The sequence below is a fragment of the Sulfurovum sp. AR genome (assembly GCF_000296775.1).
In the GTDB taxonomy this organism is placed as follows: Bacteria; Campylobacterota; Campylobacteria; order Campylobacterales; family Sulfurovaceae; genus Sulfurovum; species Sulfurovum xiamenensis.
In genome coordinates this window covers 309,982-334,656 of sequence record NZ_AJLE01000006.1, presented here as the reverse complement: position 1 = coordinate 334,656, position 24,675 = coordinate 309,982, and the positions used below count along the sequence as shown (strand labels likewise).

The 24,675-nt window shown below is 35.7% G+C and carries 25 protein-coding genes, 2 tRNA genes, 2 pseudogenes and 1 riboswitch; of the genes and pseudogenes, 17 read left to right on the top strand and 12 right to left on the bottom strand.

Annotated elements, in window-relative coordinates; all coding sequences use genetic code 11:
• Positions 1–205 precede the first annotated feature (205 nt).
• Together SULAR_RS06755 and SULAR_RS06750 are read left to right on the top strand one after the other, a co-directional pair.
• Positions 206–282: transfer RNA gene (locus tag SULAR_RS06755), tRNA-Met, on the top strand.
• A 612-nt stretch (positions 283–894) separates the two neighbouring features.
• Positions 895–2,244: a hypothetical protein gene (locus SULAR_RS06750; protein ID WP_008244353.1), complete on the top strand. Its 1,350-nt coding sequence runs from the start codon at positions 895–897 to the stop codon at positions 2,242–2,244.
• A gap of 679 nt (positions 2,245–2,923) precedes the next feature.
• On the opposite strand, the gene SULAR_RS06745 is transcribed toward SULAR_RS06750, so the two are convergent.
• The gene (locus SULAR_RS06745) at positions 2,924–3,373 is read right to left on the bottom strand and encodes a hypothetical protein (RefSeq protein ID WP_008244351.1); all 450 of its coding nucleotides are present in this window, start codon (positions 3,371–3,373) and stop codon (positions 2,924–2,926) included.
• 1,193 nt (positions 3,374–4,566) lie between these two features.
• Complete coding sequence (locus tag SULAR_RS06740) at positions 4,567–5,280, bottom strand: MOSC domain-containing protein (RefSeq protein ID WP_008244349.1); 714 nt, start codon at positions 5,278–5,280, stop codon at positions 4,567–4,569.
• A 185-nt stretch (positions 5,281–5,465) separates the two neighbouring features.
• Here SULAR_RS06740 and SULAR_RS06735 point away from each other — a divergent pair, with 185 nt between their 5' ends.
• The 6 genes and pseudogenes from SULAR_RS06735 (at position 5,466) to SULAR_RS11030 (ending at position 8,654) form a co-directional block, all read left to right on the top strand.
• Positions 5,466–5,894, top strand: a complete 429-nt coding sequence (locus tag SULAR_RS06735; RefSeq protein ID WP_008244347.1) for a rhodanese-like domain-containing protein — start codon at positions 5,466–5,468, stop codon at positions 5,892–5,894.
• A 180-nt stretch (positions 5,895–6,074) separates the two neighbouring features.
• Complete coding sequence (locus tag SULAR_RS06730; protein ID WP_008244346.1) at positions 6,075–6,377, top strand: hypothetical protein; 303 nt, start codon at positions 6,075–6,077, stop codon at positions 6,375–6,377.
• A 252-nt stretch (positions 6,378–6,629) separates the two neighbouring features.
• Entirely contained in the window at positions 6,630–6,848 is a 219-nt protein-coding gene (locus SULAR_RS06725; protein WP_008244343.1) for a cold-shock protein, read from the top strand.
• 210 nt (positions 6,849–7,058) lie between these two features.
• Positions 7,059–7,135, top strand: a tRNA-Met gene (locus SULAR_RS06720).
• Positions 7,136–8,109: 974 nt separating this feature from the next.
• Positions 8,110–8,328, top strand: a complete 219-nt coding sequence (locus SULAR_RS06715; RefSeq protein WP_008244341.1) for a CDGSH iron-sulfur domain-containing protein — start codon at positions 8,110–8,112, stop codon at positions 8,326–8,328.
• 75 nt (positions 8,329–8,403) lie between these two features.
• Positions 8,404–8,654 (top strand): annotated as a pseudogene (locus SULAR_RS11030) (manganese efflux pump).
• Positions 8,655–8,700: 46 nt separating this feature from the next.
• On the opposite strand, the gene SULAR_RS06705 reads toward SULAR_RS11030, so the two are convergent.
• From SULAR_RS06705 to SULAR_RS06685, 5 genes are all read right to left on the bottom strand, one after another.
• The gene (locus SULAR_RS06705) at positions 8,701–9,051 is read right to left on the bottom strand and encodes a DUF3147 family protein (protein WP_008244332.1); all 351 of its coding nucleotides are present in this window, start codon (positions 9,049–9,051) and stop codon (positions 8,701–8,703) included.
• A 40-nt stretch (positions 9,052–9,091) separates the two neighbouring features.
• Positions 9,092–9,520: a desulfoferrodoxin family protein gene (locus tag SULAR_RS06700; protein ID WP_008244322.1), complete on the bottom strand. Its 429-nt coding sequence runs from the start codon at positions 9,518–9,520 to the stop codon at positions 9,092–9,094.
• 68 nt (positions 9,521–9,588) lie between these two features.
• Positions 9,589–10,800 carry an ABC transporter permease gene (locus tag SULAR_RS06695; protein WP_008244320.1) on the bottom strand — a complete coding sequence of 404 codons (1,212 nt, stop codon included), beginning with the start codon at positions 10,798–10,800 and terminating at the stop codon, positions 9,589–9,591.
• Complete coding sequence (locus SULAR_RS06690; RefSeq protein ID WP_008244318.1) at positions 10,790–11,470, bottom strand: ABC transporter ATP-binding protein; 681 nt, start codon at positions 11,468–11,470, stop codon at positions 10,790–10,792. The genes SULAR_RS06695 and SULAR_RS06690 overlap by 11 nt, the downstream gene beginning before the upstream one ends.
• Positions 11,467–12,675, bottom strand: a complete 1,209-nt coding sequence (locus SULAR_RS06685; RefSeq protein WP_008244316.1) for an efflux RND transporter periplasmic adaptor subunit — start codon at positions 12,673–12,675, stop codon at positions 11,467–11,469. The genes SULAR_RS06690 and SULAR_RS06685 overlap by 4 nt, the downstream gene beginning before the upstream one ends.
• 157 nt (positions 12,676–12,832) lie before the next feature.
• Between SULAR_RS06685 and SULAR_RS06680 the strand changes: the two genes are divergently transcribed.
• Entirely contained in the window at positions 12,833–13,711 is an 879-nt protein-coding gene (locus SULAR_RS06680; RefSeq protein ID WP_008244314.1) for a tetratricopeptide repeat protein, read from the top strand.
• 116 nt (positions 13,712–13,827) lie between these two features.
• On the top strand, positions 13,828–15,072 hold the full coding sequence (serS, locus tag SULAR_RS06675) for a serine--tRNA ligase (protein ID WP_008244312.1): 1,245 nt from the start codon (positions 13,828–13,830) through the stop codon (positions 15,070–15,072).
• Between the two features lie 176 nt (positions 15,073–15,248).
• Here the strand turns inward: serS and SULAR_RS06670 are convergent, their stop codons facing one another.
• On the bottom strand, positions 15,249–16,043 hold the full coding sequence (locus SULAR_RS06670) for a hypothetical protein (protein ID WP_008244310.1): 795 nt from the start codon (positions 16,041–16,043) through the stop codon (positions 15,249–15,251).
• Positions 16,044–16,167: 124 nt separating this feature from the next.
• Positions 16,168–16,242: riboswitch (cyclic di-GMP riboswitch) on the bottom strand.
• Positions 16,243–16,532: 290 nt separating this feature from the next.
• Between SULAR_RS06670 and SULAR_RS11025 the strand changes: the two are divergent.
• Positions 16,533–16,784: pseudogene (locus SULAR_RS11025) on the top strand (aminoacyl--tRNA ligase-related protein); the annotation flags it as partial.
• A gap of 742 nt (positions 16,785–17,526) precedes the next feature.
• On the opposite strand, the gene SULAR_RS06665 reads toward SULAR_RS11025, so the two are convergent.
• The gene (locus SULAR_RS06665) at positions 17,527–18,258 is read right to left on the bottom strand and encodes a hypothetical protein (RefSeq protein WP_008244308.1); all 732 of its coding nucleotides are present in this window, start codon (positions 18,256–18,258) and stop codon (positions 17,527–17,529) included.
• A 369-nt stretch (positions 18,259–18,627) separates the two neighbouring features.
• Here SULAR_RS06665 and lepB point away from each other — a divergent pair, with 369 nt between their 5' ends.
• Positions 18,628–19,311: a signal peptidase I gene (gene lepB / locus SULAR_RS06660; protein ID WP_008244306.1), complete on the top strand. Its 684-nt coding sequence runs from the start codon at positions 18,628–18,630 to the stop codon at positions 19,309–19,311.
• Between the two features lie 96 nt (positions 19,312–19,407).
• On the opposite strand, the gene SULAR_RS06655 is transcribed toward lepB, so the two are convergent.
• From SULAR_RS06655 to SULAR_RS06645, 3 genes are all read right to left on the bottom strand, one after another.
• The gene (locus tag SULAR_RS06655; RefSeq protein ID WP_008244304.1) at positions 19,408–19,800 is read right to left on the bottom strand and encodes a carboxypeptidase-like regulatory domain-containing protein; all 393 of its coding nucleotides are present in this window, start codon (positions 19,798–19,800) and stop codon (positions 19,408–19,410) included.
• Between the two features lie 312 nt (positions 19,801–20,112).
• Positions 20,113–20,514 (bottom strand): bacteriohemerythrin, encoded by a 402-nt coding sequence (locus SULAR_RS06650; protein ID WP_008244302.1) that lies wholly within the window; start codon positions 20,512–20,514, stop codon positions 20,113–20,115.
• Positions 20,515–20,626: 112 nt separating this feature from the next.
• Entirely contained in the window at positions 20,627–21,061 is a 435-nt protein-coding gene (locus SULAR_RS06645; RefSeq protein ID WP_008244291.1) for a bacteriohemerythrin, read from the bottom strand.
• A 216-nt stretch (positions 21,062–21,277) separates the two neighbouring features.
• Between SULAR_RS06645 and SULAR_RS06640 the strand changes: the two genes are divergently transcribed.
• The 5 genes from SULAR_RS06640 to SULAR_RS06620 all read left to right on the top strand — a co-directional run bounded on the left by SULAR_RS06640 (position 21,278) and on the right by SULAR_RS06620 (position 24,628).
• Positions 21,278–21,904, top strand: a complete 627-nt coding sequence (locus SULAR_RS06640; protein WP_008244289.1) for a Crp/Fnr family transcriptional regulator — start codon at positions 21,278–21,280, stop codon at positions 21,902–21,904.
• A gap of 80 nt (positions 21,905–21,984) precedes the next feature.
• Positions 21,985–22,773 carry a c-type cytochrome gene (locus SULAR_RS06635; RefSeq protein WP_008244288.1) on the top strand — a complete coding sequence of 263 codons (789 nt, stop codon included), beginning with the start codon at positions 21,985–21,987 and terminating at the stop codon, positions 22,771–22,773.
• An 81-nt stretch (positions 22,774–22,854) separates the two neighbouring features.
• Complete coding sequence (locus SULAR_RS06630; protein ID WP_238536369.1) at positions 22,855–23,463, top strand: hypothetical protein; 609 nt, start codon at positions 22,855–22,857, stop codon at positions 23,461–23,463.
• 106 nt (positions 23,464–23,569) lie between these two features.
• Entirely contained in the window at positions 23,570–23,995 is a 426-nt protein-coding gene (locus tag SULAR_RS06625) for a globin domain-containing protein (RefSeq protein WP_008244284.1), read from the top strand.
• 72 nt (positions 23,996–24,067) lie between these two features.
• On the top strand, positions 24,068–24,628 hold the full coding sequence (locus SULAR_RS06620; RefSeq protein WP_008244281.1) for an HPP family protein: 561 nt from the start codon (positions 24,068–24,070) through the stop codon (positions 24,626–24,628).
• Positions 24,629–24,675: the final 47 nt, after the last annotated feature.

Sequence of the window (24,675 nt, the reverse complement as noted above, 5' to 3'; positions counted from 1 at the left end):
TGTATATGATTTAATTTTTGTAGTTGCATTGTAGTCATTTTTTCCAAAAATGTCAATAACTTTCTTTAAATTATTTAACAAATATGAGTGATATTGACTAAACTATTTGTTGTCTATAAAATATTAAGGCCTTTTTACCTTTTTTTTATAAAATGTGTTGACAATAAAGGTATCTTTAGATAAAATTCCGTCTCTTCACAACGATGTCAAGGTAGCTCAGCTGGTTAGAGCGCTGGTCTCATAAGCCGGAGGTCGAGGGTTCAAGTCCCTCTCTTGACACCATTCAAATAATCAACAATCCCCTTATTTATTTAACTTACTGAAGATTAATCAAAATAAATATACATATTATATTTTTCTACTTTTGAGCCGCGGGTCTAAATTTTTGTCCCAAAGTTGTCCCGATTTTTGTCTCTATTTTTTATACTATTTGGTGTAATTAGATCGTATGGGGAGAGAGTAATTTCTATATTTTGTATCTATATATGACAAATATTATTTCCAAAAAATAGTTGAGTCGGAGGTTGAATTATAATTAAGCACCGTATATAAGGGCTTTGTAGAAATTATAAAATGATTTGGGTCTTTTTTAGTGCCTTTTACTGTAAAAAAATGGAAAATTCTTACGTGGAGAAAAACCTTATAAGTTTATATATTTTATAAGGTTTTGAGTACAAGATATTTTGTCCGTAATTGCCAGAAATAAACAAATAATGGAATACTCTGTCCAAACATTAATAATATATTCTTATAAATAATCATTAATATATATTTTGGTATACTCTATACTGAACTGAATAACTCAATAGAAGGACACTTTGTTCCCTTAATAAACATTTATGTTTGAGGGTAATTAGATATTTAAATAAGAAAAATTACATTTAGGAGGTAGTTATGAGTCATCGATTTGGAAAAGAACTAATATATATCAATTCGGATTCTGCAGATGAGATGCGTAAAAAGCATGATATTGATAGGAAGCTTACAGAATTAATTATCAAAGAAAGACCGTTTTACTCAGTATATGATTTTGCACGGAATATTGAGATAAACAAAATGGCTTGTCGCAAGGATTATTATAAATTAATGGCATCTGCTATTCATATACTCCCGAAAGAGAAACCAATCGTATTTATAGATAAAAAGGAAATTAAGAATAAAAAAGGTCTTGTGTATGGGACCGGCATATCGACAGAAAAACAAATTGTTGTTTATATTAAAGATGCCAAAGGTAATGAAGTTATTTCATCATTAATTGAAAAAGATGATCCCAATAATATTGATATAGTCTCAATAAGAATCTATGGAATGCACTACTGGGAATGGTCATTATTGTCACCGAGTAGTCGTAATCTTCTTGCGGAGAATCTAAGAGGTGAAGAGTGTAAGGAAGTTTCGTTACTCTGGAAAGAATTAGAAAAAGATGGACCTAAATCATCAAAAAAACACAATAATAAAGCTGTTTCATTGCTTTCGCAGATTCTCTTTCATCTAGTCTATTTTATTCGTTCAGAAACAGTTCGTTCAGAAACAGATTGCAAGACGGACGGTTGTACAAGTTCACCAGATTTTAACTTTGAAGAATGTTGTAATCAACATGATATTTGTTACTGTATAGGTGGAACCGAAGCAGATAAGATTAGATGTGATCGACAATTAGCTCACTGTATTCGTGATAATGGCATGATAATTTTAGCTGACTTATATCGTGCAGCGGTTGAGAATTTTGCTGATACCCATTTTAATTATCACAAGGAAATACCTATTGTAACATTTCCACCAATGCTAGTTGTATATGAAAAAGAACCGGAGCCACAGCCCAGAAGAAGCTGTCGAGTGATTGTTGAACTTCTGCAGATTCAATATTATGGTAATAATATTGGAAATGATTGGGATTTTACGATAGCAGCAGATGGAGTGTCACGTAATTTTGAAATGGAACTCAATAATGACGATTTAGAACCTTTTGCTGATATGGTTATTATGGATAAGGAGATACAAAATAGATGTGATACCCAATTTAACATACTCCTGTCTGCCAGTGCTAAAGAAAAAGATGCTCTTTGGGATGATTATGGATCAAACTCTATCTATGTACCTGTTAAATGTGCTGGTGGTGTATATGAATCCTTTATTGTCCCTAGACTTCAGGTAGACGTCATTGAAAAGAAATGGCACGCATTTGCCAGTAATATTGCGAAATTAAAGTTTACTTTTCGAATCACTACAAGGTGCGCTTCTTAATAATATAGTTAATACTTTAAGCCTTTGGAAGTGTATGACATATATTTAAATTGGTTAAAAGAATCTTCGCTTCTCCATATAAAGTTTAAGTTGTCACCTCAATAAATATTCAACACTAAATATAACGAAAACCTTATATATTTTATAAGGTTTATTTTATAATAATTTTCCCTGAATATGGTTCATGTTTTATTTAAAATAGTTTTAAGAATAAGATAAAATTTTTTGTAGTAATACTTTAACTGAAGAATATGAAAGTGCCTCGAAAAAAAGGCACAAATTTGTCTCAAATATTTTTTGAAAGTCACTATTAGTATGGAGATATAGGGTTTTTCATTTTTCACTAGCTTACTCATAACCCGAAGGTCATTGGTTAAAATCGGGCTCCAGAAAAAAATTTAATCTCTTAAAATACGTATTTTCATAAGATTTCAACAAGTTAACGTTTTTTCAGTGTCACCACGACATTGAAAAGGATTAAATGAGCTATTTATTTTAAATGTTCACCCTTAATATACAGTGAATAATTCTCAATAATCATCTTAGAATTTGTATGCCCTACTGTCTGTGTAATCTCTAATACACTCCATTTTTTAGACTTTAATATGCAGTTATAAATGTATGCTTTTTGTCACCGTGACTATACCTTATAGCTGGCAATTGCCAGCTATCCTACATCTTACTTATAACTTCCACATTCATTGGCACAAAGTCGTGAATTCCTTAATAATTCCTGGAATTCTGGATCCTGTAAAGTTTCAGGTGTAAGTTCTTGTCCTATTTCTGACGAAAATACATTCTCATAACACTTGTCTTTACATAGAGCTACTGCAAGATTATAACCTTGACGGTCTCTTTCATTCTTTAGTTCTTCAATCTTATCTTCTAATCCTTGTGTTGATTGATTAGATCTACATGCTTCAGCCTCATTGTTACAATCCTCCACGCACATGGGATCATTTGGAGAACAAAAATCTATACATCTTTGACGTAAATTGTCACATTCAGTGCTTATTATTACTCCACCACCACTGTGATCATCCTCATGCAAAAGTGCACTGCCAATACCTATTATTACTATTATTATAAAGACTCCAACAGCAATAGGTATAAATAAGTTATTTCTCATCTCAACTCCTTTCTTTTACTTTGTTTACCTGTTCCCCTCATCCTAACCTATAAAATATAAGTATATTAATACTTAACTATATATTATATATTAATATATCATATTTATCAAATACTTGTGATATCTAAAATTATGAAATTGAAGATGAAAACTTTGTAAAATGTGCTATATAGGAGATTTTATAATGACATATTGACTAATGCATTAATATTGAATTGATAGATATATGAATTTTGATAAAGCAACGAAAGCCCTTAATATTTGGTCATTTTTGGTTTTTGTTTAAAATGGGATTTTGCTAAATTTTCCATAAGTATTAAGAAGGTAAAAAGAATAATTAATTGTCAGTAGAATTGTCAGTAAAAAACGCCCATTATCTACTGACACTTATTTCTGTATAGTCTGTAAAGCCCCTATTTTAGGGGGTTTGTAATTTTTTCTTTCAAGTCCCTCTCTTGACACCACTTAAATTATCAACAATCCCCTTATTTACTTAACATTCTGAAGAATGATCAAAATTCACGTACTTGTATTTCCCAGTTTCTGAGCCACGGGTCTAATTTTTTTGTCCCAGATTTGTCCCGATATTAATTTTACATTAATTTTACAAATGCTCAGTATCATAGTCAATTATTTACGAGGGAGATAATAAGCGTGAAAAACATATTAAAAGGTATTTATAATTGGTGTAAAAAGGATAAATCATCATGTTTGCTAGTGTTAATGACGAATATTATATTGATTTTTTTTACAATAATAATATACACATATATAACCTTTGTAAGAAACATTTGAATGAGAATTTTATGCTTTACTTAATGAATATCAGCATATGCATTGGAAAAAATTAGAACTAAAACTACTAATTCAATATGTAAATATAGAAAAAGATTTGTGAAGATTAATTAAAATAATTCACGTATTTATATTTTCCTCTTTTTGAGCCTAGGCTCTACTTTTTGTCCAGATGAAAAATATTGTCTCCAAAAAATAGATGAGTCTGTGGTTGAATTGTCATTAAGACCCATGTACAAAGTCTTGTATATATTTTGAAAATTCTTCAGGTCTTTTTTAGTGCCTTTTACTGAAAAAACAGAAAATTCTTATGTGGAGATAACCTTATAAATTTAGTGCATAGGGTTTTATGAATAAGGCATATTTGAGATACTCATATCTTTACAGACTGAGATGAACTACTCATTATTACTCAAGTATTCATCTTCTTGCCAGTTTTGAATTCCATGCTCTTTAAATTTATATCTCTTTAATAACGATTCATAATAGGCTCTTGCTAGTTTTTCACATGTTAATATTTTTTTGATGTTTTCTTGATTATCTTTCGCATTAAAAGAGCATTGATTGACAAACTCAATTGTAAATTCTGGGTAATTCCTTGATATAAGTTCCAAAGTATCATCTGTGGCAATAAAGCCTTCTTGAATCACTCTTACATAAAATCCTGTTTTGTATTCTTTAACCACTAATGAAGTGAGATTTTTTATCCCTGTAACTGATGATATTTTCCAACAAGGTTGCCTAGGTTGAGATACTTCAAAAATAACTTCACCACATTGAAATCGATCACCAATACAAACATCACTATCATCCAAATCTAATATTGTTATATTTTCTCCAAATGTACATTCTGGTAGTTCTAAACTATGTATATTGTTAAAAAAGTCATAGTATTTTTGGCTATACACACATACAGCTTTATCAGCTCCTCCATGATTTACTTTATCCCCTTGCATATCATCAATCAAGCCTAAATTGTTGACAAAAAGGCTTTTATGCGGGTCAATTTTCTTTTTTCTGTAAGCAGATGGATATTGTTTTCTTTTCCCATCATTGATCTCTTCTACAGTCCCACAATAAATATGTTTAATATTTGTTTTTATTACATTCATATTTTTCCTCTGTTATATTCTACACTTTAATATGAATATGATTGTAACTCTTATAATCTAACATAGACCATAACGGACAAAAGTTCTTTATAACGTTATATATTTTATAAGGTTAGCAAAGATAAGAAATTTTTGATATGGTCTATAGTAGAATGATTATAAATGTAATTGTATAAGGAGTATATATGAAGAAGACTTTATTATTTTTAATTTTTATTACAACACTAATACATGCAGAAGACTTTGATACCTATCTTAAAAATTTTGATTACAAAGCACGTAAAGAGATGAAAATTTCTACATATGAAATGTTAGAGTTAGTAGCAAATAATGAGGCACAGCTCATTGATATACGCTTCAAAGAGGAATTTGAGGCCTGGAGTATGGGGTTTGCTAAGAATATTCCTCTCAATGAATTACCTAAACGTTTGAATGAGTTGGATAAAAACAAACTCATAATCACAGCATGCCCACACAACGATAGAGCCAATATTGCTAGAATGTTTTTATATCTCAAAGGATATCGAGTGAGATATTTGAGTGATGGATTACTTAGAACCGCAGATACTTTACGAGGTGATAGAGCGAAAGAATTTATTCAGGAAAGCAAATAAAAAAGCTCAAGGAAATAGAATGATGCAAACTTCATAAAGTTATAATTTTATAAAGTTTTTATCTTATTCTTATCGTCTCGATGGGATCTAGAAAAAGTATTATTTATCTTTTGTATAAGAATAAGCAAATAATGTTATTATGCCAAAAAGAATTATCTTATATTTAAAAGGATACCCCTTATGTATACAGTACAAATGGAACAAGAGTGTGGATGTTTTAAAAAAAGTGAATACACCAATAATATGACCTTTGAAACACAACAAGATGCCTACAAGTATGCAACCACAGTCGCTGAACTTATGAATGAAGAGTTTTGTGGTACACACAACTTTACTGCACAAAAAGGGGATGGTGACTACTTTCTAATAACAGTGGCAATCAATCCTGAGGCTGTGGGCATTACGCCTCATGTGAGTTGTGATGTTGGCTGTAGTGCTACTGATAAGTGGTCTTTAGAGTCTAACGGCAAATCTAATAAATAACATTCAATTTATACTTTAATTTTTAACCTTACTCTCATCATCTTAGGCCAATCGATATTAAATTCTATATAGCCTTGCTATTATTAAATGATTCAGCTATAATGGATTTATCAAAGATGATCTAGAGTTTCATCTTAGGCAAGATTCTTATTGCTTACTTACAGTTTACAGTATTATCCTCCCAAAAGAACACTCCACATTATATTTTGAACATTTTAATCATAAAATGTATAAACAAATAAAGGAATTGCAATGGCAACTCAAGTAAATGGAACCGTAAAATGGTTCAACAGTGAAAAAGGTTTCGGTTTTATCGAACAAGAAAATGGCGGAAATGATGTATTTGTACACTATCGTCAAATTAATAGCAATGGTTACGACCGTGTCTCTCTTAATGAGGGTCAAAAAGTGACTTTTGAGATCGGTGAAGGTCAAAAAGGCCCACAGGCTGAGAACGTTACTGGTCTTTAAGAGCATCAATGGACAGAGAGTTCTGTCCATAGTTTAGACAATTTTCGAAATCACTTATTAATCATAAAGAACAACCATTAACAAGGATAATGGTGATATTAGATTATTTTCGTTTAAAAATATTTATTCAATTATGTTTATATAGATACATTCTTTCTATTTTTAACCTCCTGTTTTTTAGATTTTTCATTTACACATGCTTACTTTTATCGCGGAATAGAGCAGTTCGGTAGCTCGTTGGGCTCATAATCCAAAGGTCGTTGGTTCAAATCCATCTTCCGCAACCAATTAAATAAAATACAAGGAGAAAATATGTCAATAAACACAATAAAGATATCTAAAATGATTAAACTAAATGTATTGATTAGACTTTTAAATAATCATGAACTATTTGATGTTGCCTGTTCAAAATCAGGCTTATCACTAAGTAATGCCAAACAACTTTTAGATAATACTGACCTCATAAAACAACAAAATTTAAGACGATAATAATGACTTTATGAGGATGACTTCAATGAACTAAACACTTCTTCTCCAAGTCTAAAAGAAAATGAAAACTTTATAAAATGTGCTATAGTAAGTGTATTTTATCAGATCATGAAGGTCAAACAATGGTGTATTTTTCTTTAAAATAACTTTCAGTATAGTTCAAAAAAGTTTGTCCAAGTCAAACTATCTGAAAGGACCTTGAAAGACTCCAAAAAAAGACCCGCTTTTGTCCCAACGGTTTTTTATGAAACTGATCTTTCAGAAGGATTATATAGGACATAGTCTTTTCATCTAGCTTACTCAATAAGCTGTAGTCCGAGGGTGGAAATCTCTCTTGACACCATTAGAATAATCAACAACCCCTTATTTGCCAACTTCATACTTACTTCACACAATAGGACTATACTTGCACTATGAATTCCATGAAGGACTCTTTCCCCTTTTTGATACTTCTGGTCTTCTGGTAACTTTTTATTTTAGATTGCATCAGCTTCCTTGTTTGTATGCTTCCTTTAATCTTGTCCAAAACTTTAAAAAGTTACCTTCTTCCTTCTCAAAATTTCACTATAAATGATTGATTACTCAGAACCCTATAAAGTATATTGCTTATATTTTTACAAAATTTGAACTTCATGGTACAATAAGTCATAATACCTATAGTATGTACTGGAAATAAGTTTGTATTCTGGTAGGTGTGTGGTAAAGACCCACCTTGCAATTGAAGGAATGAAAACATAGGCAAAGATATATACTATTTAAAAAAGGAGAGATCATGGCAACACCGGTAAAAGTCAAATTGGAAGCAGATAAAACACATTATTTCTGTACGTGTGGGAAAAGTGCAGACGGAGTATTGTGTGACGGCAGCCATAAAGGAACAACCTATAGACCACAACCATTTACCGTAGATACAACAAAGGAATATTCTCTGTGTGCCTGTAAAAAAAGTGAGAATCTTCCTTTTTGTGATGGGACACATAGGAAATTGTAAGGAGTGTCCCTGTGTTAAGGCAAATCATTACTAAGAGGTTTATGGCTCTATTTTGATAATTTTTAAAAATAAAATTTGCTATTATATCTAGCTATTGCCACAAGTATAGATACCATCATAGTAGGATTTACACTCAATCTGCTTCAGTTAGACCCATATATTTCTATGATCATTATAGGGTGGTGACATTTATATGCAGTTTTTTGGGTGTGTATATTGGTTCCAAGGGCGGCGGATTTTTAGAAGAGAAGGCTGAAAAAATAGGGGGTGTGATTTTGATCATGATCAGTTTAAAGATTCTCATTGAACACACGCTTTATGCATAAACAGATAGAGTAGATAAGCAAGGTGTTGAAAAAAACACCTTTATTCCTATGATCTAATACCTAATTTATGAAGAAGAAAGATCACACTGTAATAGGCTAAAACCGTTAAAAAGATCGAGATGAGCATACTCGGATAAAAGCTGACCCCTTTTTTGATCAAAAGAGGAAAAGTGATAAATAGCGTCATGGAGGGGGCAATAAGCCAGACAATGTTCTGTGAAAACTCCACTGCCTTACTACTGCTGTCTGTGTCGATATACATCCAGGTCATAGCCAATATCGATACCAGAGGGATAGCAGCCAATATGGCTCCGGCCAGACTGCTCCTTTTAGAGATCTCGGAGATCAATACAATTAAAACCGTGGTAATAATCAGTTTTGTTATATAGTAAGCCAATGGTTACTTCCTTTGTTTATTTGAAGTAGTCTATATCAAATTATAAAGTTACGGTTGTTGTCCAAATACCATGTAAATTACAGCCTGCTTTTGCTTTCAGTACTTTAACATTGTCCAATTTTACGGCAAAAGAAGCTGCACCACGTGAAATTTCTGGTTCAAGGACACTTTTACCTACCAGTTTATCATCTGCATAAAGTTCTATAAAGTCGATCCAGTGGTCCGGTGTACTTGGATGAATGATCCCCTCTTGGCCTACAGTGATATGCACATCTGTGTATCCGTTGGCATCTTTTTCTTTTATGGTGACAAGTGGAGAATGCTTGAGCTCACCTTTGTCCATGTTAGATGGATCTTTTGGTTTCATTTCCATACGGTTCATATGTTCCACGGCCATTTTTGCTTCAGCACTGACTGCTGCCATCATTGCTGTCACACCTGCTACTTTCAATGCATCTCTTCTATTCATGTCTATTCCTTTTTAAATGATAATTTGTGAACACTATATAAAAAATTTTCTTAATTTCATCTAAGCTATTACTCATATCGTAAGGCATCGATTGGATTCATTGCAGCAGCTTTTCGTGCAGGGATGATACCGAAGATGATACCGATCAACATGGAAAATACGAGTGCGATCACCGTAATGGAAGGATCAATGACCAGTACGATATCAAGCCATTGTGCCACACCAAAGGTGATCAGCACTCCAGATAGTATACCTACAATCCCTCCAAGGCCTGAAAGTACGATCGATTCGATAAGGAACTGTATCAGGATATCTTTTGCCATGGCTCCTACGGCCATACGTATACCGATCTCCCTTGTACGTTCCGTTACGGAGACCAACATGATATTCATGATACCTATGCCTCCTACGATCAGAGAGATCGCGGCTACAGCTCCCAGCATCACTGTCAGTACGGTCGTCACTTGTGAGATAGTATCAAGCAGTGCTGTCATGCTTCGAACCTGGAAATCATCATCTATGGGATTTTCTATATGTCTATGCTCTCTGAGAACTCTCTCTATCTGGATTCTTGCTTCCGCCAAAGGGACATTCTCTTTTACCGCAGCCATCATTAAATGAAGGTTGTCAGTTCCACCTATACGACGCTGGAACAATGCAAAAGGGAGTAACACCACATCATCCTGATCCTGTCCGAATGTATTTGCACCCTTTGCTTCAAGAATACCGATTACTTCACATGAAAAGTTTTTCAGTCGGATCTTATTGCCTAGGATCGATTCGGGAGTGGTTGAAAGATTTTTGATGATGCTCTGTCCCATGATACATACTTTCTGTCCTGTTCTGAGTTCATTCTTCTCAAAGCCTCTTCCTTCTTTTATCTTCCAGTTCTGTATCTGTAGATACTCATTTTCAACACCCCTGATACTGGTACGGTAATTTTGTTCCCTGTAGATCACCGTCATGGAAGTGTTCTCCACGGGGGAGATCGCATCAAGCGCATAGATCGAGGAGCGAATGATTTCAAGGTCCTTCTTTTTAAAAGGTTTTTCGATCACACCTCTGCTTCCGGGGCCTCTGCGTTGTCCTGGCATAATATAGAGTGTATTGCTCCCCAATTTCTCCACACTCTGTGTGATCGACTGGCTGGCACCTTGACCTATATTGACCATCGCGATCACCGAAGCGATACCGATCACAATACCTACAGCAGTAAGCAGTGAACGCATAAGGTTACGCTTGATCTCACGCAGTGCCAGTAAAAATGCATTACGAAACACGATTGACCTCTTTTTCGATTGCCCCGTCGCGCAGATAGATCGTTCTTGAAGCATAGGCTGCTATATCATCTTCATGTGTCACCATGATCACGGTGATCCCCTGCTGGTTAAAAGTACGGATCAACTCCATGATCTCATGACCTCGTTTGGTATCAAGGTTTCCTGTAGGTTCGTCTGCGATGAGGATCTTTGGACGTGTCACCATTGCTCTGGCTATCGCTACACGCTGCTGCTGTCCTCCCGAAAGCTGGCTGGGGTCATAATAGAGTCTATCTTCCAGGCCTACATCCTTGAGTGCCTCGGTTGCCATGCGCTTGCGTTCTTTGCTGTCGAGCCCTTGATAGATCAAAGGGACTTCCACATTTTCGAGTGAAGTCGTCTTTTTTAACAGGTTATAACCCTGAAAGATAAATCCTAAAATATGCCTTCTGAACAATGCACGTTGGTCAGTACTTAGAGAATCTATCTGTGTATCTAAAAACGTATACTCGCCGTTGCTTGGTACATCGAGCGTACCCAAAATATTCAAAAGTGTCGATTTCCCGCTTCCGCTGGGCCCCATGATAGCGATAAAGTCACCTTCTTTTATCTCCAGATCGATGCCATGCAGTACGGTGCTTGCTGCATCTCCTTTCCCATACACTTTACTGATATTCTTTAAAGTGATCATGGTGCAGTTTCCTGATTGATGATGACCTTCTGTCCCTTTTGAAGATCACTGCTCTCTATCGCACTCAAAGGGCCGTTGTTGCCCAGTACTTTGACATAGACCTTTTTAGGTAGCCCATCTTCAAGTATCCAGACATGAGGTTTTGGATCCACCTCTATCTTTTCACCCCTCTCCCTGCCAAAAAAGGATTGAGATGCTGGTTTGACAGGGATGAAAAGCAACGCAGACCTTTTTACTACAAATACATCCTTGAGCATTTTTGTCACAATATCAGCATCTACACTCATCCCTGGCTTGAGCAATAGCTCTTTGTTGTCCACTTCCATGATCGCTTTATAGGTGACGACACTCTCTAGTACTTCAGAATTGATCCTGACCTGACGTATCTTTGTATCGAAGGTAGTATCGGGGTAGGCATCAACACCGAAACTTGCTTTTTGCCCTGCTTGTATCTTTCCGATATCTGCTTCATCAATACTGATCTGAAGCTCCATCTTGCTCAGATCTTTTGCAATGCTGAAAAGTACAGGGGTCTGGAATGTCGCAGCTACTGTCTGTCCCGGATCGACATTCCGAACCAAAATAGTCCCAGTGATAGGTGAATAGATCTTGGTACGTTCCAAGTCATACTGTGCTGATTTCAAAGCATGGGTAGCTTGGGCTATCTGGGCTTGGGCATTAGCGATCTGCGCTTTGCTTAGCAGATAGTTTGCCCACTCCCTGTCCCAGTCACTTTGTGTGGGCAGTGTTCCCTTGGAAGCGTTTTTGAGTTTGTTATAGCGCTCGATGGTTGTTTCGGTCTGATAGTATTGTGCTTGTGCACTTTCCAATGCCGCTTTTGACATTTGCAGTGCTGCTTTGGCTTTATCATAGGCACTTTGGTATTTGGTCGTATCCAGACGGGCTAAAAGTTCTCCTTTTTTTACCTGGTCATTATAGTCGACATAGACCTCTTCGATAGTGCCTGATACTTCCGTACCCACATCCACACTTTCAAGCGGCTGTATATACCCGCTTGCTGATACGGTAAGAGAAAGATCAGATTTTTGCAATACTTCTGAGACATAACGATACTTCATTCCATGTGTTTCTCTGAAAAAGAAAAAATAGACAGATATGAGTGTGACGAGAATGAAAAGTATGGCCCATTTGTTCCATTTCGTTGAGTCTTTATGATAGTTGATGATCTTTTGCATCTCTTCCATTCGGTGATCCTTGTGGATATGAATAGCCCCTTACGGTACTAACTATACTATTCTAACAGAGCATTGTTTTTATGTCAATCTAAAAAATGAACGTGTCTTATTGTGTATTAGTCTATTTTTTAAAAATATGTTACACTCAAAGAAAAATGGAGTTGTAATGCGGGTTATATTATTTTATCTATGTGTCTCACTTTTTTCTTTTTCCTCAGAAATGAATGAAGTAGAAGCACAAAAGGAGATAGCATCTTTAAAGGAGCCTATGTATAAACCATTGGTCGAACGCTATCTATTGGATGAGGTTAGGAATCTGCGTACAGAACAGCAAAGTTTACGTGTGGAGATGCATGAAAAGATCTCACAGGCCCGTTTGGATGTTTCGGATCGTGCTATGAACTATATGACCAGTACAGTGAGTAATATTTTTTTGATCCTTACGGCTATAGCCTCTTTGATCGCGATCTTAGGATGGAAAAGTGTCAGGGATGCCAAAGAGCAGACCAAACTCGTTGTGCAGCAAAAATTGGAAGAGATTACGAAAGAGTATGCAGAAAAACTTGCAAAAATTGAAGCTGAGATGCAGAGCCGTTCTGAAGATATTATGAATAACCAGGAGAGTATAGCCCGATCCAATGCCATACATGCGCTCTGGAGAAGAAGTAACCTTGAAGATAATGTTCAGGCAAAAGTCGAGATCTATGATCAGATCCTGGAAATTGATAAGAATAATGTAGAGGCATTGACCTACAAAGCAGATGCGGTACTGGAATTAGGACAAAAAGAGTGGGCACTGAACTTGTGTAATAAGGCACTGGAATTAGATAGCGGATATGCCTATTCTTATTGGCAGAGAAGTTGTGTGAATGCAGAAATGGGAAATATAGAGAATGCAGTCAGTGACATCATCAAAGCGATCAAAATCTCTCCGGTACTTGCAAATGATATTGATAGTGAAAGCAGTTTTGATACGATCCGTGAAAGAGAGGGGTTTAAAACATTCATCAATGAGCAACTGCCTACACTATTGAGATCAGAGTAATTTGAGAAGCCAGATAGGTTAAGATTCCTTACTCTCACTTTAGTGAAGGGACTTAATCCACTTCTTTTAAACTTTCCACTATAATTCCATAAATATTCCATATCTAGGTAAAGATGATGATCGATTTAAAATATCTCCAAAACAACTTTGAAGAAGCCAGTGCGAAACTGCAAAAAAAGGGTGTAGATACAGCTACGCTTGAAAACCTTAAAATGCTTTTTGCCTCTCTGAAAGAAGCCAATGCGACATTGGAAGCTTCAAAAGCAGAACAGAACAGTATGTCTAAACTTTTTGGCCAGTATAAGCGTGAAGACAAAGATATTACGGAACTCAAAGCAAAAGTGGATGCAAATAAAGAAGCGATGATTCCTCTTCAGGAGAAAGCCAGAGAAGCGGAAGAAGCACTTTATAATGTAGCCCTTGCGATGCCTAACTTCCCGGATGATAGTGTGCCAGAAGGTGCTGATGAAGAAGATAATGTAGAACTTCGAAAAGTACTCGAGCCAAAAACATTCTCTTTTGAGCCTAAAGAGCACTGGGCTTTAGCCGAGGCAAATGGATGGATAGACTTCGAGCGTGGGGTTAAACTTGCCAAGAGTCGTTTCTCTGTACTTCGTGGTGAGGCGGCAAGGCTGGAAAGAGCACTGATCAACTTTTTTCTTGATACGAATGCAACTAAAGGGTTTGAAGAGCTTTGTGTACCGTTTATGAATAATGCTGCCATGCTTCAAGGTACAGGACAACTGCCTAAGTTTGAAGATGACCTCTTTAAGATCGAGGAAGAGGATCTTTATCTTATCCCTACAGCCGAAGTGCCTTTGACTAATATGTATCACGATGAGATACTTGCCGAAAAAGATCTGCCTGTACTTATGACAGGTTACACACCATGTTTCAGAAAAGAGGCGGGATCAGCAGGGCGTGATACACGTGGTATGATACGCCAGCATCAGTTCGATAAAGTGGAGATGGTGGCCATTGCACATCCGGATAAAAGTGATGAAGTATTTGAAATGATGGTTCAAAATGCTTCTGATATACTCACGTCACTTGGACTACCACACAGAGTTGTAGAACTTTGTGGAGGTGATCTAGGTTTCTCTGCCGCAACTACTATAGACTTAGAAGTTTGGCTCCCGGGACAAAACAAATACCGCGAGATCTCATCTATCTCCAACACAAGAGATTTCCAAGCAAGACGTGCAAAGATCCGTTTTAAAGATGGCAAGAAAAATAGATTCGTTCATACTCTAAACGGCTCAGCACTCGCGGTAGGACGTACGCTAATCGCCATTATGGAGAACTATCAGAACGAAGATGGGAGTATCACAATTCCTACTGTTCTTCAAAAGTATATGTAGATCATATAAATCTTCACTTTTGTGAGTATCTTTACAAAATAGCTATAAATAGGCAGATTGAACTGCCTATTTGCTGCCACAATTATTGAACCTTTTTCTTTCTTTTATCACCTCTAACTCAAGCCATGCCCATAGATTTTATATAGCTTCTGTACCTCTTTTCGATTTACAGCTCTTTAGTACTCTTTAGCACAACGTCCAGTCGTGTAAGTGATTACATACGATGCCGTATAGTTCAATGTCGCAGGCACATATCCTCCATTGGTATCCGGGTACAGGATTTTTATTTGAAATTCAACCAAGAAATTGGCCTGGCTATTTACGGAATCAAAATATGACTCTGTGATGGTGGTTATGATTTCGTATTCACCACCAGCTTGTATAGTATGTGATGTCCCTACAATACCATAAATATTAGCTCCACCCAGTAAATATTGATAACCTGAAAAACTATTAAGTGCGATATTCAATAGTGGATTGTAGTTTGTCGCCGACTCTTCAACGCCATTAATGATTACTTTGAAGTCCGTTGGCTGTTCCGCTGCAATAAAAAGTGAGCGAAAGTCATTATTCAGAATATCAGCACACCCAAGACTATTATAAACCACATCCCCAGCTTCGATGACTAATTGTATTGGTTCCACATCAGTAATACTTGTATCATTATCATCCAGATCAGTGTTATCTAATACGTATCTTTCAACATCAGTACAGCTTGACATGCTGTCAAGCGAATTACCGTACCCGTCGCCATCCTTGTCTGCAAAGTACGTTTGAGGAAAATAATCATCGTGCTGGTCGATATGATCCTGATGGGAGCTTACCGCTACCGAGAGTGATTTAACATCTCCGTTGCCAGTATAATGGCAGATCACCCCTTTTTCCTCTTTTGCAAAAGTGGAAGTACTTGTAAATAGCGTCATGGACGCTAATACCATTCCAACTAAAATTCTTTTTTTACTTCGTGCCATGATATCCTCCTAATTGAGATATTTTTTCTTTATAGAATGAATATAAATGACTTAGATAGCCATTACCGCATCTGGGTTCGGCTTTAATGATAAAATAATGGAAGAGGCCAAACCCTTATCTCGTTTAGGCAGCCCGACTATCTCTAAAAGACTCTAGGCTTTCCGTCCCTTCTTTTCAAAAGGTTTGGCTTTATCTTAAATGTGAAAATAAGTATTAGTATAAATTATAATAATACTTATTTTCCAATAATAATATTTTTTTCTTAAATAAATATAATATATTTTATTATTCAATATAATTTATATATTGTCGTTGTAGTGAACCTTCAAGACTGTATTAGGAGAAATGAGAAAATATACCAATATGGAAGATTGTATAAAGAAAACCAAATGACCAACTCAACTGCCTATTCACTGCCAAAACTAAAATAATAAAATTTCCAATATACGTCAAACCCTCATAAATAAACAGTTTAAAAGGCCTATAACAAAAGAATATCCGATGGCGTTTGGCTTCCGGGACAAAACAAATACAGAGAGATCTCTTCTATCTCGAATACAAGAGATTTCCAAGCAAGACGTGCAAAGATCCGTTTCAAAGACGGCAAGAAAAATAGCTTCGTCCATACATTAAATGGCTCAGCACTTGCGGTAGGACGTACACTAATAGCCATTATGGAGAATTATCAAAACGAGGATGGAAGCATCACCATCCCTACGCTTCTTCAAAAGTATATGTAATTTATACTCGTCATCAGTTTAGTAAGTAATTTTACTAAAACCCTCTAAATAGGCAGATTGAACTGCCTATTTGCTGCCACAATTATTAACCTTTTTTTATCTTCATCACCTTTTGTATAAGCCATCAACTTTTTATATTATGTTCTTTTTAAATTCTCTTCATTGACTATAGTTTCGTCTGATATAGACGATTTTAGAGTCATCAATCTGACATTACTTATCCCAAAGAAGAAGTAAAGTACGTATAGCTTCAATGAGTACGTTTTATTAGATTTTATAGTAATTGGAAATTTTGATTTTAAAGGGTGTGAAGACATTTATATAAGACACATTGGTAGACTACTATTTAATAGTTTTTTGATTTATTAGCATGCCGTGGCAACGCTCACACTTTGTGAGACCTACTGTTTGTTTGTCAAAATTTCGCTAGAAAAAAACCTTATAAAGTTATATATTATATAAGGTTTTGCTCATTCTGAATATGACAATATACTTCTTATTCGATAACAAACGACGTTTCACAGGTTGGATCAATAGTATATTCACTTTCATCTCCAGACCCCATAATGATTGTATATTTTCCTGGCGCACTGTAATTCTTGGTTTTTAGGTTGAACTGCGATAGGGCATCATCCGTGAAAACAAACTGATTCCCCTCAGTTCCCAAGCCCACTGGTAAGGCATCAAAAGTTATATATTTTATAAGGTTTTTAGAGGGAGAAATCTCATAGGAGGTATCTTCTTAGAACGTATACGTAATCCCCACCATAATCACTGGATACACCTTCAATCTATCGAGGTCATCATCTAATTTTTCTTTTTCAGCGGCAACACTGTCTTGTATCTCTGCCCATGTAGTATCATCTGCTGTTGATCCACGCGTAGCAGTCAAATCTGTATGTGTCTTACCCACAAGCATACCAAGGTCAAGTGAAAAACCAAAACCTTCAGAACGAGAGTCGTTACCCCAGCCCAGTCCTACATAAGGTGCAAATTTGTCAAAGTCAAGTTTTGCATCTAATGAGCCTATATCTGAAGCCGCATAATCTTTACCATCAATAGTATATGTTCCATTAGGTACCCCTTGCGCTTCTATCTTGTTCGCATTGTAATATGCCCCCGCACTTAGGTGAAAACCAACACTTTCGAAAGGAAAGTAATCAACCAATACTCCTGCATTGGCAAATTTGAGGTCTGCATCATAGTCAATCTCTTCTTCTGTCGCCGAATGACTATATGTAGCTCCATTAACATTGACTCTGAATGCAAAGCTGTCATTTATCGGCGTTGAAACGTCTATTCCTACACCTAATGTACCAACTTTTAACCCTACATTATAAAGTCTTGATGATGTATCTTCGATGGTTGTTTCAGGTAATTCTGTTGCCGGTTCGACAGGTGTAAGAGAATACCCACCTGCAAATAACATATTGCTTCCCATCAAAAATGTTCCTACCAATAGTAACTTTTTCATTTTTTTCCTTGTTTATAAATTTGAAGCTAAGAATAATCATTCAATGTAATATTCATGTAACATTTATGAAGTATTTATGAAATAAAATTAACATTAAAATGTATTGTAGTAAATAGTAACGAGGTTAGACAAAAGTGCAAAATATTCCCTTGAAGATTTGGTTACATATTTTTTAAAGTTTTCATTTTATATATGTGATCCAATACACCCTTAAACCTCCCCAAAAAAAATAAATTCAACTGCCTATATGTTTCCACGATTATTAAATCTTCATTTCATTATGCCTTGAATATCACCTTTGAAAAAAAATATTTTAAAGATACAATATTAAAAAACGATGTAATAAAAATTCAAAAAAAGATTATAAATTTGCAATTAAAAAATAAAATGTCTTTCATTATGAAAATCGGGTTTTTAGCACTATTGCTAACCATAGTGTTTTCTTTTATACGCATCTATCAGGTTGAAGATATTAGTATGCATCCTGCATTGATTGATGGAGATTATGTCATTGTTGAAAATGTAAGTGCAGGTGTTCAAATACCAAGTTTCTTTGGGTATTTTGATAAACATCTATATGAGCATCCACAAGGTATTTCACGTGGTGATATCCTTGTGTTTAAACATCCACTTGATAATCGACTTTACATTAAGAGATGTGTGGCCTTACCTGGTGATAGTGTTATGCAGAAAAATAAAATTTTTTATCTGCAAATTGCAACAGATGAAAACCTAACCCGTCAATATGCAAAAAAACACTTATTTAAAACTGTACAACTTGATGGTGAAATTTGGATTCAAGCTCCATACTCTACTTACTATACAATCACACATTTTGACAACATAATAGGACCAAAGTTTCTCTTTAACTATCCAAAAACAAAAATTCCAGAGAAACAATATTTTATGCTGGGTGATCTACGAGACAACTCTACGGATAGCCGTTTTTTTCATGCAGTACCATATGATGCAATATATTATAAGTTATGGTTACGCATTGAAGCTTCAAGAAACATTGATAAACTAAGTTCTATTAAGTTTTACAGTCAATGACTGGAGTGTAACATCACAACCATTAATAATACACAGACCCTTTAAATAGACTGCTGCCTATTAGTTACAACAATTATTAACCTTTTAATATCTTTATTACTTTATTAATAAGTTATCACTGTCACTATCTAAGCATAACGTAACAGTTCCAATATTGCTGATCTGTTTTGGAACAACAGTGACATGAGGTATTTTTCCTATAATTTGTCCGTCTTTTATTACCTTTAAGTTGTATGTACCTGACTGAACATGACTCATTTTGAAATTGCCAACTGGATCTGTAATGGCTTCAAAGGAAGTACCGGGGATATAGATCCTCACGTCTTCATTCGAACCTAAAACCATACAGGTATTAATTTGACCAGTAATATCACCTGTATATTTTGGGTTATCAAAATTTGAACTCGGTGAATTCGCAATAGTTTGACTACCTACAGCAAGAACGAAAAGCATTAAAACCAATCCCTTATATAAAACAGACTTCTTCATGATATATTCCTTCCTTGTCACTAATTCTTTATTCCGTATTACAGCCTTAATCTAAAATAATATATTTATATAATAATATAAAATAATTAAAAAATCAATTCTCTATAAAATATGGTAAACAGAATAGCTTCGTTTATAGATTAAACGGCTGGATATTTAAGACTAGGATATTCATTGATCTCGATCATGGGGAATGATCAAAACAAAGATGGGAGTTGTTCCCATCCTTATAGTTTTACAAAAGTATATTAAAGTAATATCATTTGATGAATTTTTTCTTGATGTAGACTCTATGCTTATATAGCCATATTTTTACATCGAATCTCCAAGATGCATTGCAGTTTCTGAGTCCCATCTTGCAACGTGAAGCACCAGCCAATGTTTGAATTCATCTTCCAGAAACCTTTGTATCTCTTCCGGGTCCCTATGGCTTTCCCAGTTTTTTTGGAGTTTATCGAGCTTCTGTCTCATCGTATCGTGTTCACTTTTATGCATCTGCATAGCATAAAACTTACTCTCTTCCATCATCGCTTCTTCAGTTGAAAAATGATCTTCTACATCAAACTGAACAACTTTAAAGAGCTCATCTATTTTCTCACTCTCTTTGGCTACTACAGCATCATGAAACTCATTAATGATTCTGATCTCTTCTTCGTGTAATATATTCATCATATCATTGGAAACATGTTGTATCTCTTTATCTTTTATGAGCATTATTTATCCTTAGTATGTTCTCATATATTTTGCAAGTTCCAGGTCTTCATACACTGTACTCGCAAGCTCATTATTTTGAAACTTTCAAGAAGTCTGAGGGGAAATCCCTCTTTTACGCTTCGTTCTGTTGTTCCATTTTTCTTGCAATATAATCTGCTGTGGGTGCATCTACCGACTTGACATGCATGACGATCCACTCGGGTGTTTTGGCGACAAAGTTGATCATTTTTTTAATATCTCCAAACTCTTTCCACTGTTTTGTTGCATACTGAAGATCCATTATAAACATATCATGCGCCAATTTATGCATCTCATAAGAGGGGAAGTGATACTCTTGCATTAAACGCTCTTCATTGGCAAAGTGTGCTTTCACATGTTCGATATATTCATCCAGTTTGTTTTCCAGTTCACTTTGTTCTGTAGTACCTCTTTCGTATCCTACGGCCAGCTTTTCGATCTCATTGATAATTTTAATTTCATCCTCATGTGTCTTCTGCATCTGATCGACACTCATATACTCGACCTGTTCAGCATAAATTAATCCCATAGAGGCTCCTTTTTTAATTAATTGTAGTATAGAAGTATTAAAACTGTATTGATAAAAGTCAATATACCAGGCTTTTGATTTTTATCTAGGTCCACGGAGTTGTGATATAATTCACTTTCTATCGGTAATACAAAACCCTGAACGGTCACAAAGTCCATTATCAAACATGGGAGTTTGGAGTGCTTCCGTGTAAGATAAATAAATGTAAGGTGTATGATGGAAAAACGGAATATTACGGAGATACTGAAGCAAATCACTCTTTTTTCTTCATTAAGTGAACAAGAACTCAGTGAACTTGCAACAGTGACACACATCTCTGATTATGATAAAGATTCGATCATTTTTACCCAAGGGGAGATGAGTAAAAATGTCATGATATTGATCGATGGAGTCGTGAGTATCTATAAACATGACAGTAAGGGGAATGAGGTAGTGATCGGATATTTTAACCGGTATGCACTACTTGCTGAGGCAGCTACGTTAAGAAAAACTCCCTTACCCTCATCGGCAAGGTTTCAAACAGATGGAGCTATTCTGAAAATTTCACTTGATGGTTTTGAAAGGTTTCTTCTCAGTCATACGAGTCTATCTTATGCCATTATCCAATCACTGCTTGAAAAGATCGAACTCCTCCAACAGAATATACATTTTAACCTTGCGGCAACTTCAAAAGAAAAAGTATTGAATTTTTACCAGAAAAATCCTAAACTGGCTTTAGATCTCAAACAGTACGAGATAGCCTCTATACTTAGTATGACACCTGAAACACTCTCTCGTAATATCTCCAAACTATTGCAGGAAGAAAAACTGATACAGGCTTCAACGGGCTATAAAATACCGTGATCTCTCAATCTTGACATATATCAATACATTTTTTTAATTTTTTATGTATGATGCGATCATTGCTTATATAAGGATAAAAGATGATCAAAAAAAGTATTTTAACCGCAGTCATAATTGGGATAGATATATTATATGCTAGTGGAGTTGATTTGGTCAAGTCAAAATGTGCCACCTGCCATATGCTTGAAAAACCAACAGCCAGTATGATACCTGAATTAAAAGCACCGCCTATGGAGGCTGTGATGTATCATACCAAGCTGGTTATGAATGATCAAGAGACAATGAAAGCTTTTATTGCTGATTATGTGATAAACCCTGAGGCAAAAAAATCAGTGTGTGAGTCAAACAAAGTACAGCAATACGGTGTGATGCCTTCACTTAAAGGGAGTATTTCCCAAGAAGAGCTGTCTAAAATCTCGGATTACCTGATCGAGCATTATCCTTCCAAAGCCTTTGTAGATATGATCAATGAAATTCAAAGAAATGACAAAATGAATGCACTGCAGAACTCTCCATTTCTGATCAACAAGGAAGCGTTGCCTCATATGACAAAACTTCTTATCAAACATTGGGATAAACAGACTTTGGGACTGAGTGATGAGCAAAAAAAGAAACTTCTTATCATTCGACATCATACGATAGGAGAGGTTCAAAAAGCAAAACGAAACATTGATACTTTGGAAACAGAACTTATGGAAGCTTTGTTCATGGATGAGGAATCCCCAAAAAGTTTGGACAATAAAGTAGATGCAATTGCTAAACTGAAAGCATCCGTGACAAAAGTGCATATCCGATGTATCGCTGAAACACTTGAGATACTCGATGATGAGCAAATAAATTATTTACTACCTTTCTGGGAATATAAATAGTTTTTTTAACCTTCAAATTACAGTATCAGTTGGCTGAATCTATATATTGATTCCTAATAATATATTTGAAATAGGATGGTAATGAAAATGAAATATCCTTTATTTTTTGATGAAGTTGAGTCTATTCAACTTTATGATCCGCTCAGTGATTTTTTAGGAGCATTTGAAGAGGGCAAAGTTGAGATTGGTTATTTGGATTGTGTCAAGCAAGCAGGCCATTCTTGTCCGACTGTTGCAGGCGCATATCTTATGACAATGATAGGATTAAAAGTTCTCTACGGTACTGAGCTGCCACAACGTGGGAATATCTATGTTGGGATAAAGGGGAAAAGATCAGAAGGCACCATAGGTGTCATAGGCAATATTATTTCCTTTATTGTAGGTGCAAGCGGTGAAGAGGGATTTAAAGGGATAAAGGGAAGATTTTCAAGGGATCACTTACTTGCTTATGATCAAAAAATGATGGGAGAAGTCACCCTAAAAAGAATGGATAATGATACGTCTGTTTCTCTAAGTTATGATCCCTCAGTGGTTCCGGGAGATCAAAGATTAAGGCCGTTGATGGGAAAAATACTGCAGGGAAAAGCATCTGATCAGGAAGAAAGGATTTTCAAAGAGTTATGGCAATCAAGAGTAAAAGAAATTTTACTCTCTACAGAGTTAAGTAATAAAATCATTCAAGTCTATTGACCATGCATGATGCTGAATGGTTAAACATGCAATCTTGATATAAATCAATTTTTTAAATCATTTCTTGGGATATACTTCGGAAACTTTATAAACAACAGGAGATAAAATGTCACTTTCACAATCAACGATTACTACGGTCAAAGCTACAGCAGGTGCTGTTTCTCAACATGCAGAAGCCATCACAACAAAAATGTATGAGATCCTTTTTAGCCAACATCCGGAACTCAAAGAGCTCTTCAAAGATGCAGATCCGGATCAGCATAAAAAACTAGCTTCGGCAGTGGGAGCCTATGCAGCAAATATTGATAACCTTGACGTTTTATCTAAAGCGGTTGAGAAGATGGCCCAAAGCCATGTACGTACCCATGTCAAGCCTGAACACTATCCAATGGTGGGTACTGCAATACTTGGTGCAATTAAAGAGGTGCTGGGCGATGCTGCTACAGATGAGATCCTTGATGCCTGGAAAGAAGCTTATTTTTTCCTAGCTGATATCCTGATCGCCAGAGAAAAAGAGCTATATGCATCGTAAATAAAGGATTCAAACTGTATAGTTGCTTTCTTGGATTTTTACCGGGAATACTACCCTTCAAAGGAGACGGTGATGCGCCGGCATTTATATGGCTATTTCAACCGAATGCGGGGCTTGGAGGCTCCGCCATCTAGAGCACGTCTGTCACATGTTATATGGTCTGGTATAGGCGCTTTTCTTGGCATTTACCTTATATCAGTGCTGCATAAATACATGTTTATGAATGTATCAGATACTCTTTTTCTAGTGGGCTCCTTTGGCGCTTCTTCAGTACTGATATATGGTGTTCCCCAGGCAGAGTTGTCACAGCCCCGAAATTTAATTGGTGGCCATATCCTTTCCGCATGTATAGGTATCACGGTCTACAAATATATTCCACTGGAAACTTCAGTCCTAAGTGCCTTGGCCGTCTCTTTATCTATCGTGGTCATGCATTTTACACGTACTTTGCACCCGCCTGGAGGTGCTACGGCATTAATTGCTGTGATAGGGAGTTCTCAAATCCATGAATTGGGATACAAGTTCGTAATCACACCGATTGCAACAGGTGCTTTCATTCTGTTGATGATCGCACTTGCAGTCAATAATATGTCTAACAATCCAAAGCGGCACTATCCGCGTTATTGGTGGTAAGACTAAAGATCGACGGATCTATGTTCTGAAAAGTAGAATGTATGATC

Coding starts and splice junctions, on each gene's coding strand:
- SULAR_RS06750 (WP_008244353.1), top strand. CDS start 895: ATGAGTCATCGATTTGGAAAAGAACTAATATATATCAATTCGGATTCT.
- SULAR_RS06745 (WP_008244351.1), bottom strand. CDS start 3,373: ATGAGAAATAACTTATTTATACCTATTGCTGTTGGAGTCTTTATAATA.
- SULAR_RS06740 (WP_008244349.1), bottom strand. CDS start 5,280: ATGAATGTAATAAAAACAAATATTAAACATATTTATTGTGGGACTGTA.
- SULAR_RS06735 (WP_008244347.1), top strand. CDS start 5,466: ATGAAGAAGACTTTATTATTTTTAATTTTTATTACAACACTAATACAT.
- SULAR_RS06730 (WP_008244346.1), top strand. CDS start 6,075: ATGTATACAGTACAAATGGAACAAGAGTGTGGATGTTTTAAAAAAAGT.
- SULAR_RS06725 (WP_008244343.1), top strand. CDS start 6,630: ATGGCAACTCAAGTAAATGGAACCGTAAAATGGTTCAACAGTGAAAAA.
- SULAR_RS06715 (WP_008244341.1), top strand. CDS start 8,110: ATGGCAACACCGGTAAAAGTCAAATTGGAAGCAGATAAAACACATTAT.
- SULAR_RS06700 (WP_008244322.1), bottom strand. CDS start 9,520: ATGAATAGAAGAGATGCATTGAAAGTAGCAGGTGTGACAGCAATGATG.
- SULAR_RS06690 (WP_008244318.1), bottom strand. CDS start 11,470: ATGATCACTTTAAAGAATATCAGTAAAGTGTATGGGAAAGGAGATGCA.
- SULAR_RS06685 (WP_008244316.1), bottom strand. CDS start 12,675: ATGGAAGAGATGCAAAAGATCATCAACTATCATAAAGACTCAACGAAA.
- SULAR_RS06680 (WP_008244314.1), top strand. CDS start 12,833: ATGCGGGTTATATTATTTTATCTATGTGTCTCACTTTTTTCTTTTTCC.
- serS (WP_008244312.1), top strand. CDS start 13,828: ATGATCGATTTAAAATATCTCCAAAACAACTTTGAAGAAGCCAGTGCG.
- SULAR_RS06670 (WP_008244310.1), bottom strand. CDS start 16,043: ATGGCACGAAGTAAAAAAAGAATTTTAGTTGGAATGGTATTAGCGTCC.
- SULAR_RS06665 (WP_008244308.1), bottom strand. CDS start 18,258: ATGAAAAAGTTACTATTGGTAGGAACATTTTTGATGGGAAGCAATATG.
- SULAR_RS06655 (WP_008244304.1), bottom strand. CDS start 19,800: ATGAAGAAGTCTGTTTTATATAAGGGATTGGTTTTAATGCTTTTCGTT.
- SULAR_RS06650 (WP_008244302.1), bottom strand. CDS start 20,514: ATGCTCATAAAAGATAAAGAGATACAACATGTTTCCAATGATATGATG.
- SULAR_RS06645 (WP_008244291.1), bottom strand. CDS start 21,061: ATGGGATTAATTTATGCTGAACAGGTCGAGTATATGAGTGTCGATCAG.
- SULAR_RS06640 (WP_008244289.1), top strand. CDS start 21,278: ATGGAAAAACGGAATATTACGGAGATACTGAAGCAAATCACTCTTTTT.
- SULAR_RS06635 (WP_008244288.1), top strand. CDS start 21,985: ATGATCAAAAAAAGTATTTTAACCGCAGTCATAATTGGGATAGATATA.
- SULAR_RS06630 (WP_238536369.1), top strand. CDS start 22,855: ATGAAAATGAAATATCCTTTATTTTTTGATGAAGTTGAGTCTATTCAA.
- SULAR_RS06625 (WP_008244284.1), top strand. CDS start 23,570: ATGTCACTTTCACAATCAACGATTACTACGGTCAAAGCTACAGCAGGT.
- SULAR_RS06620 (WP_008244281.1), top strand. CDS start 24,068: ATGCGCCGGCATTTATATGGCTATTTCAACCGAATGCGGGGCTTGGAG.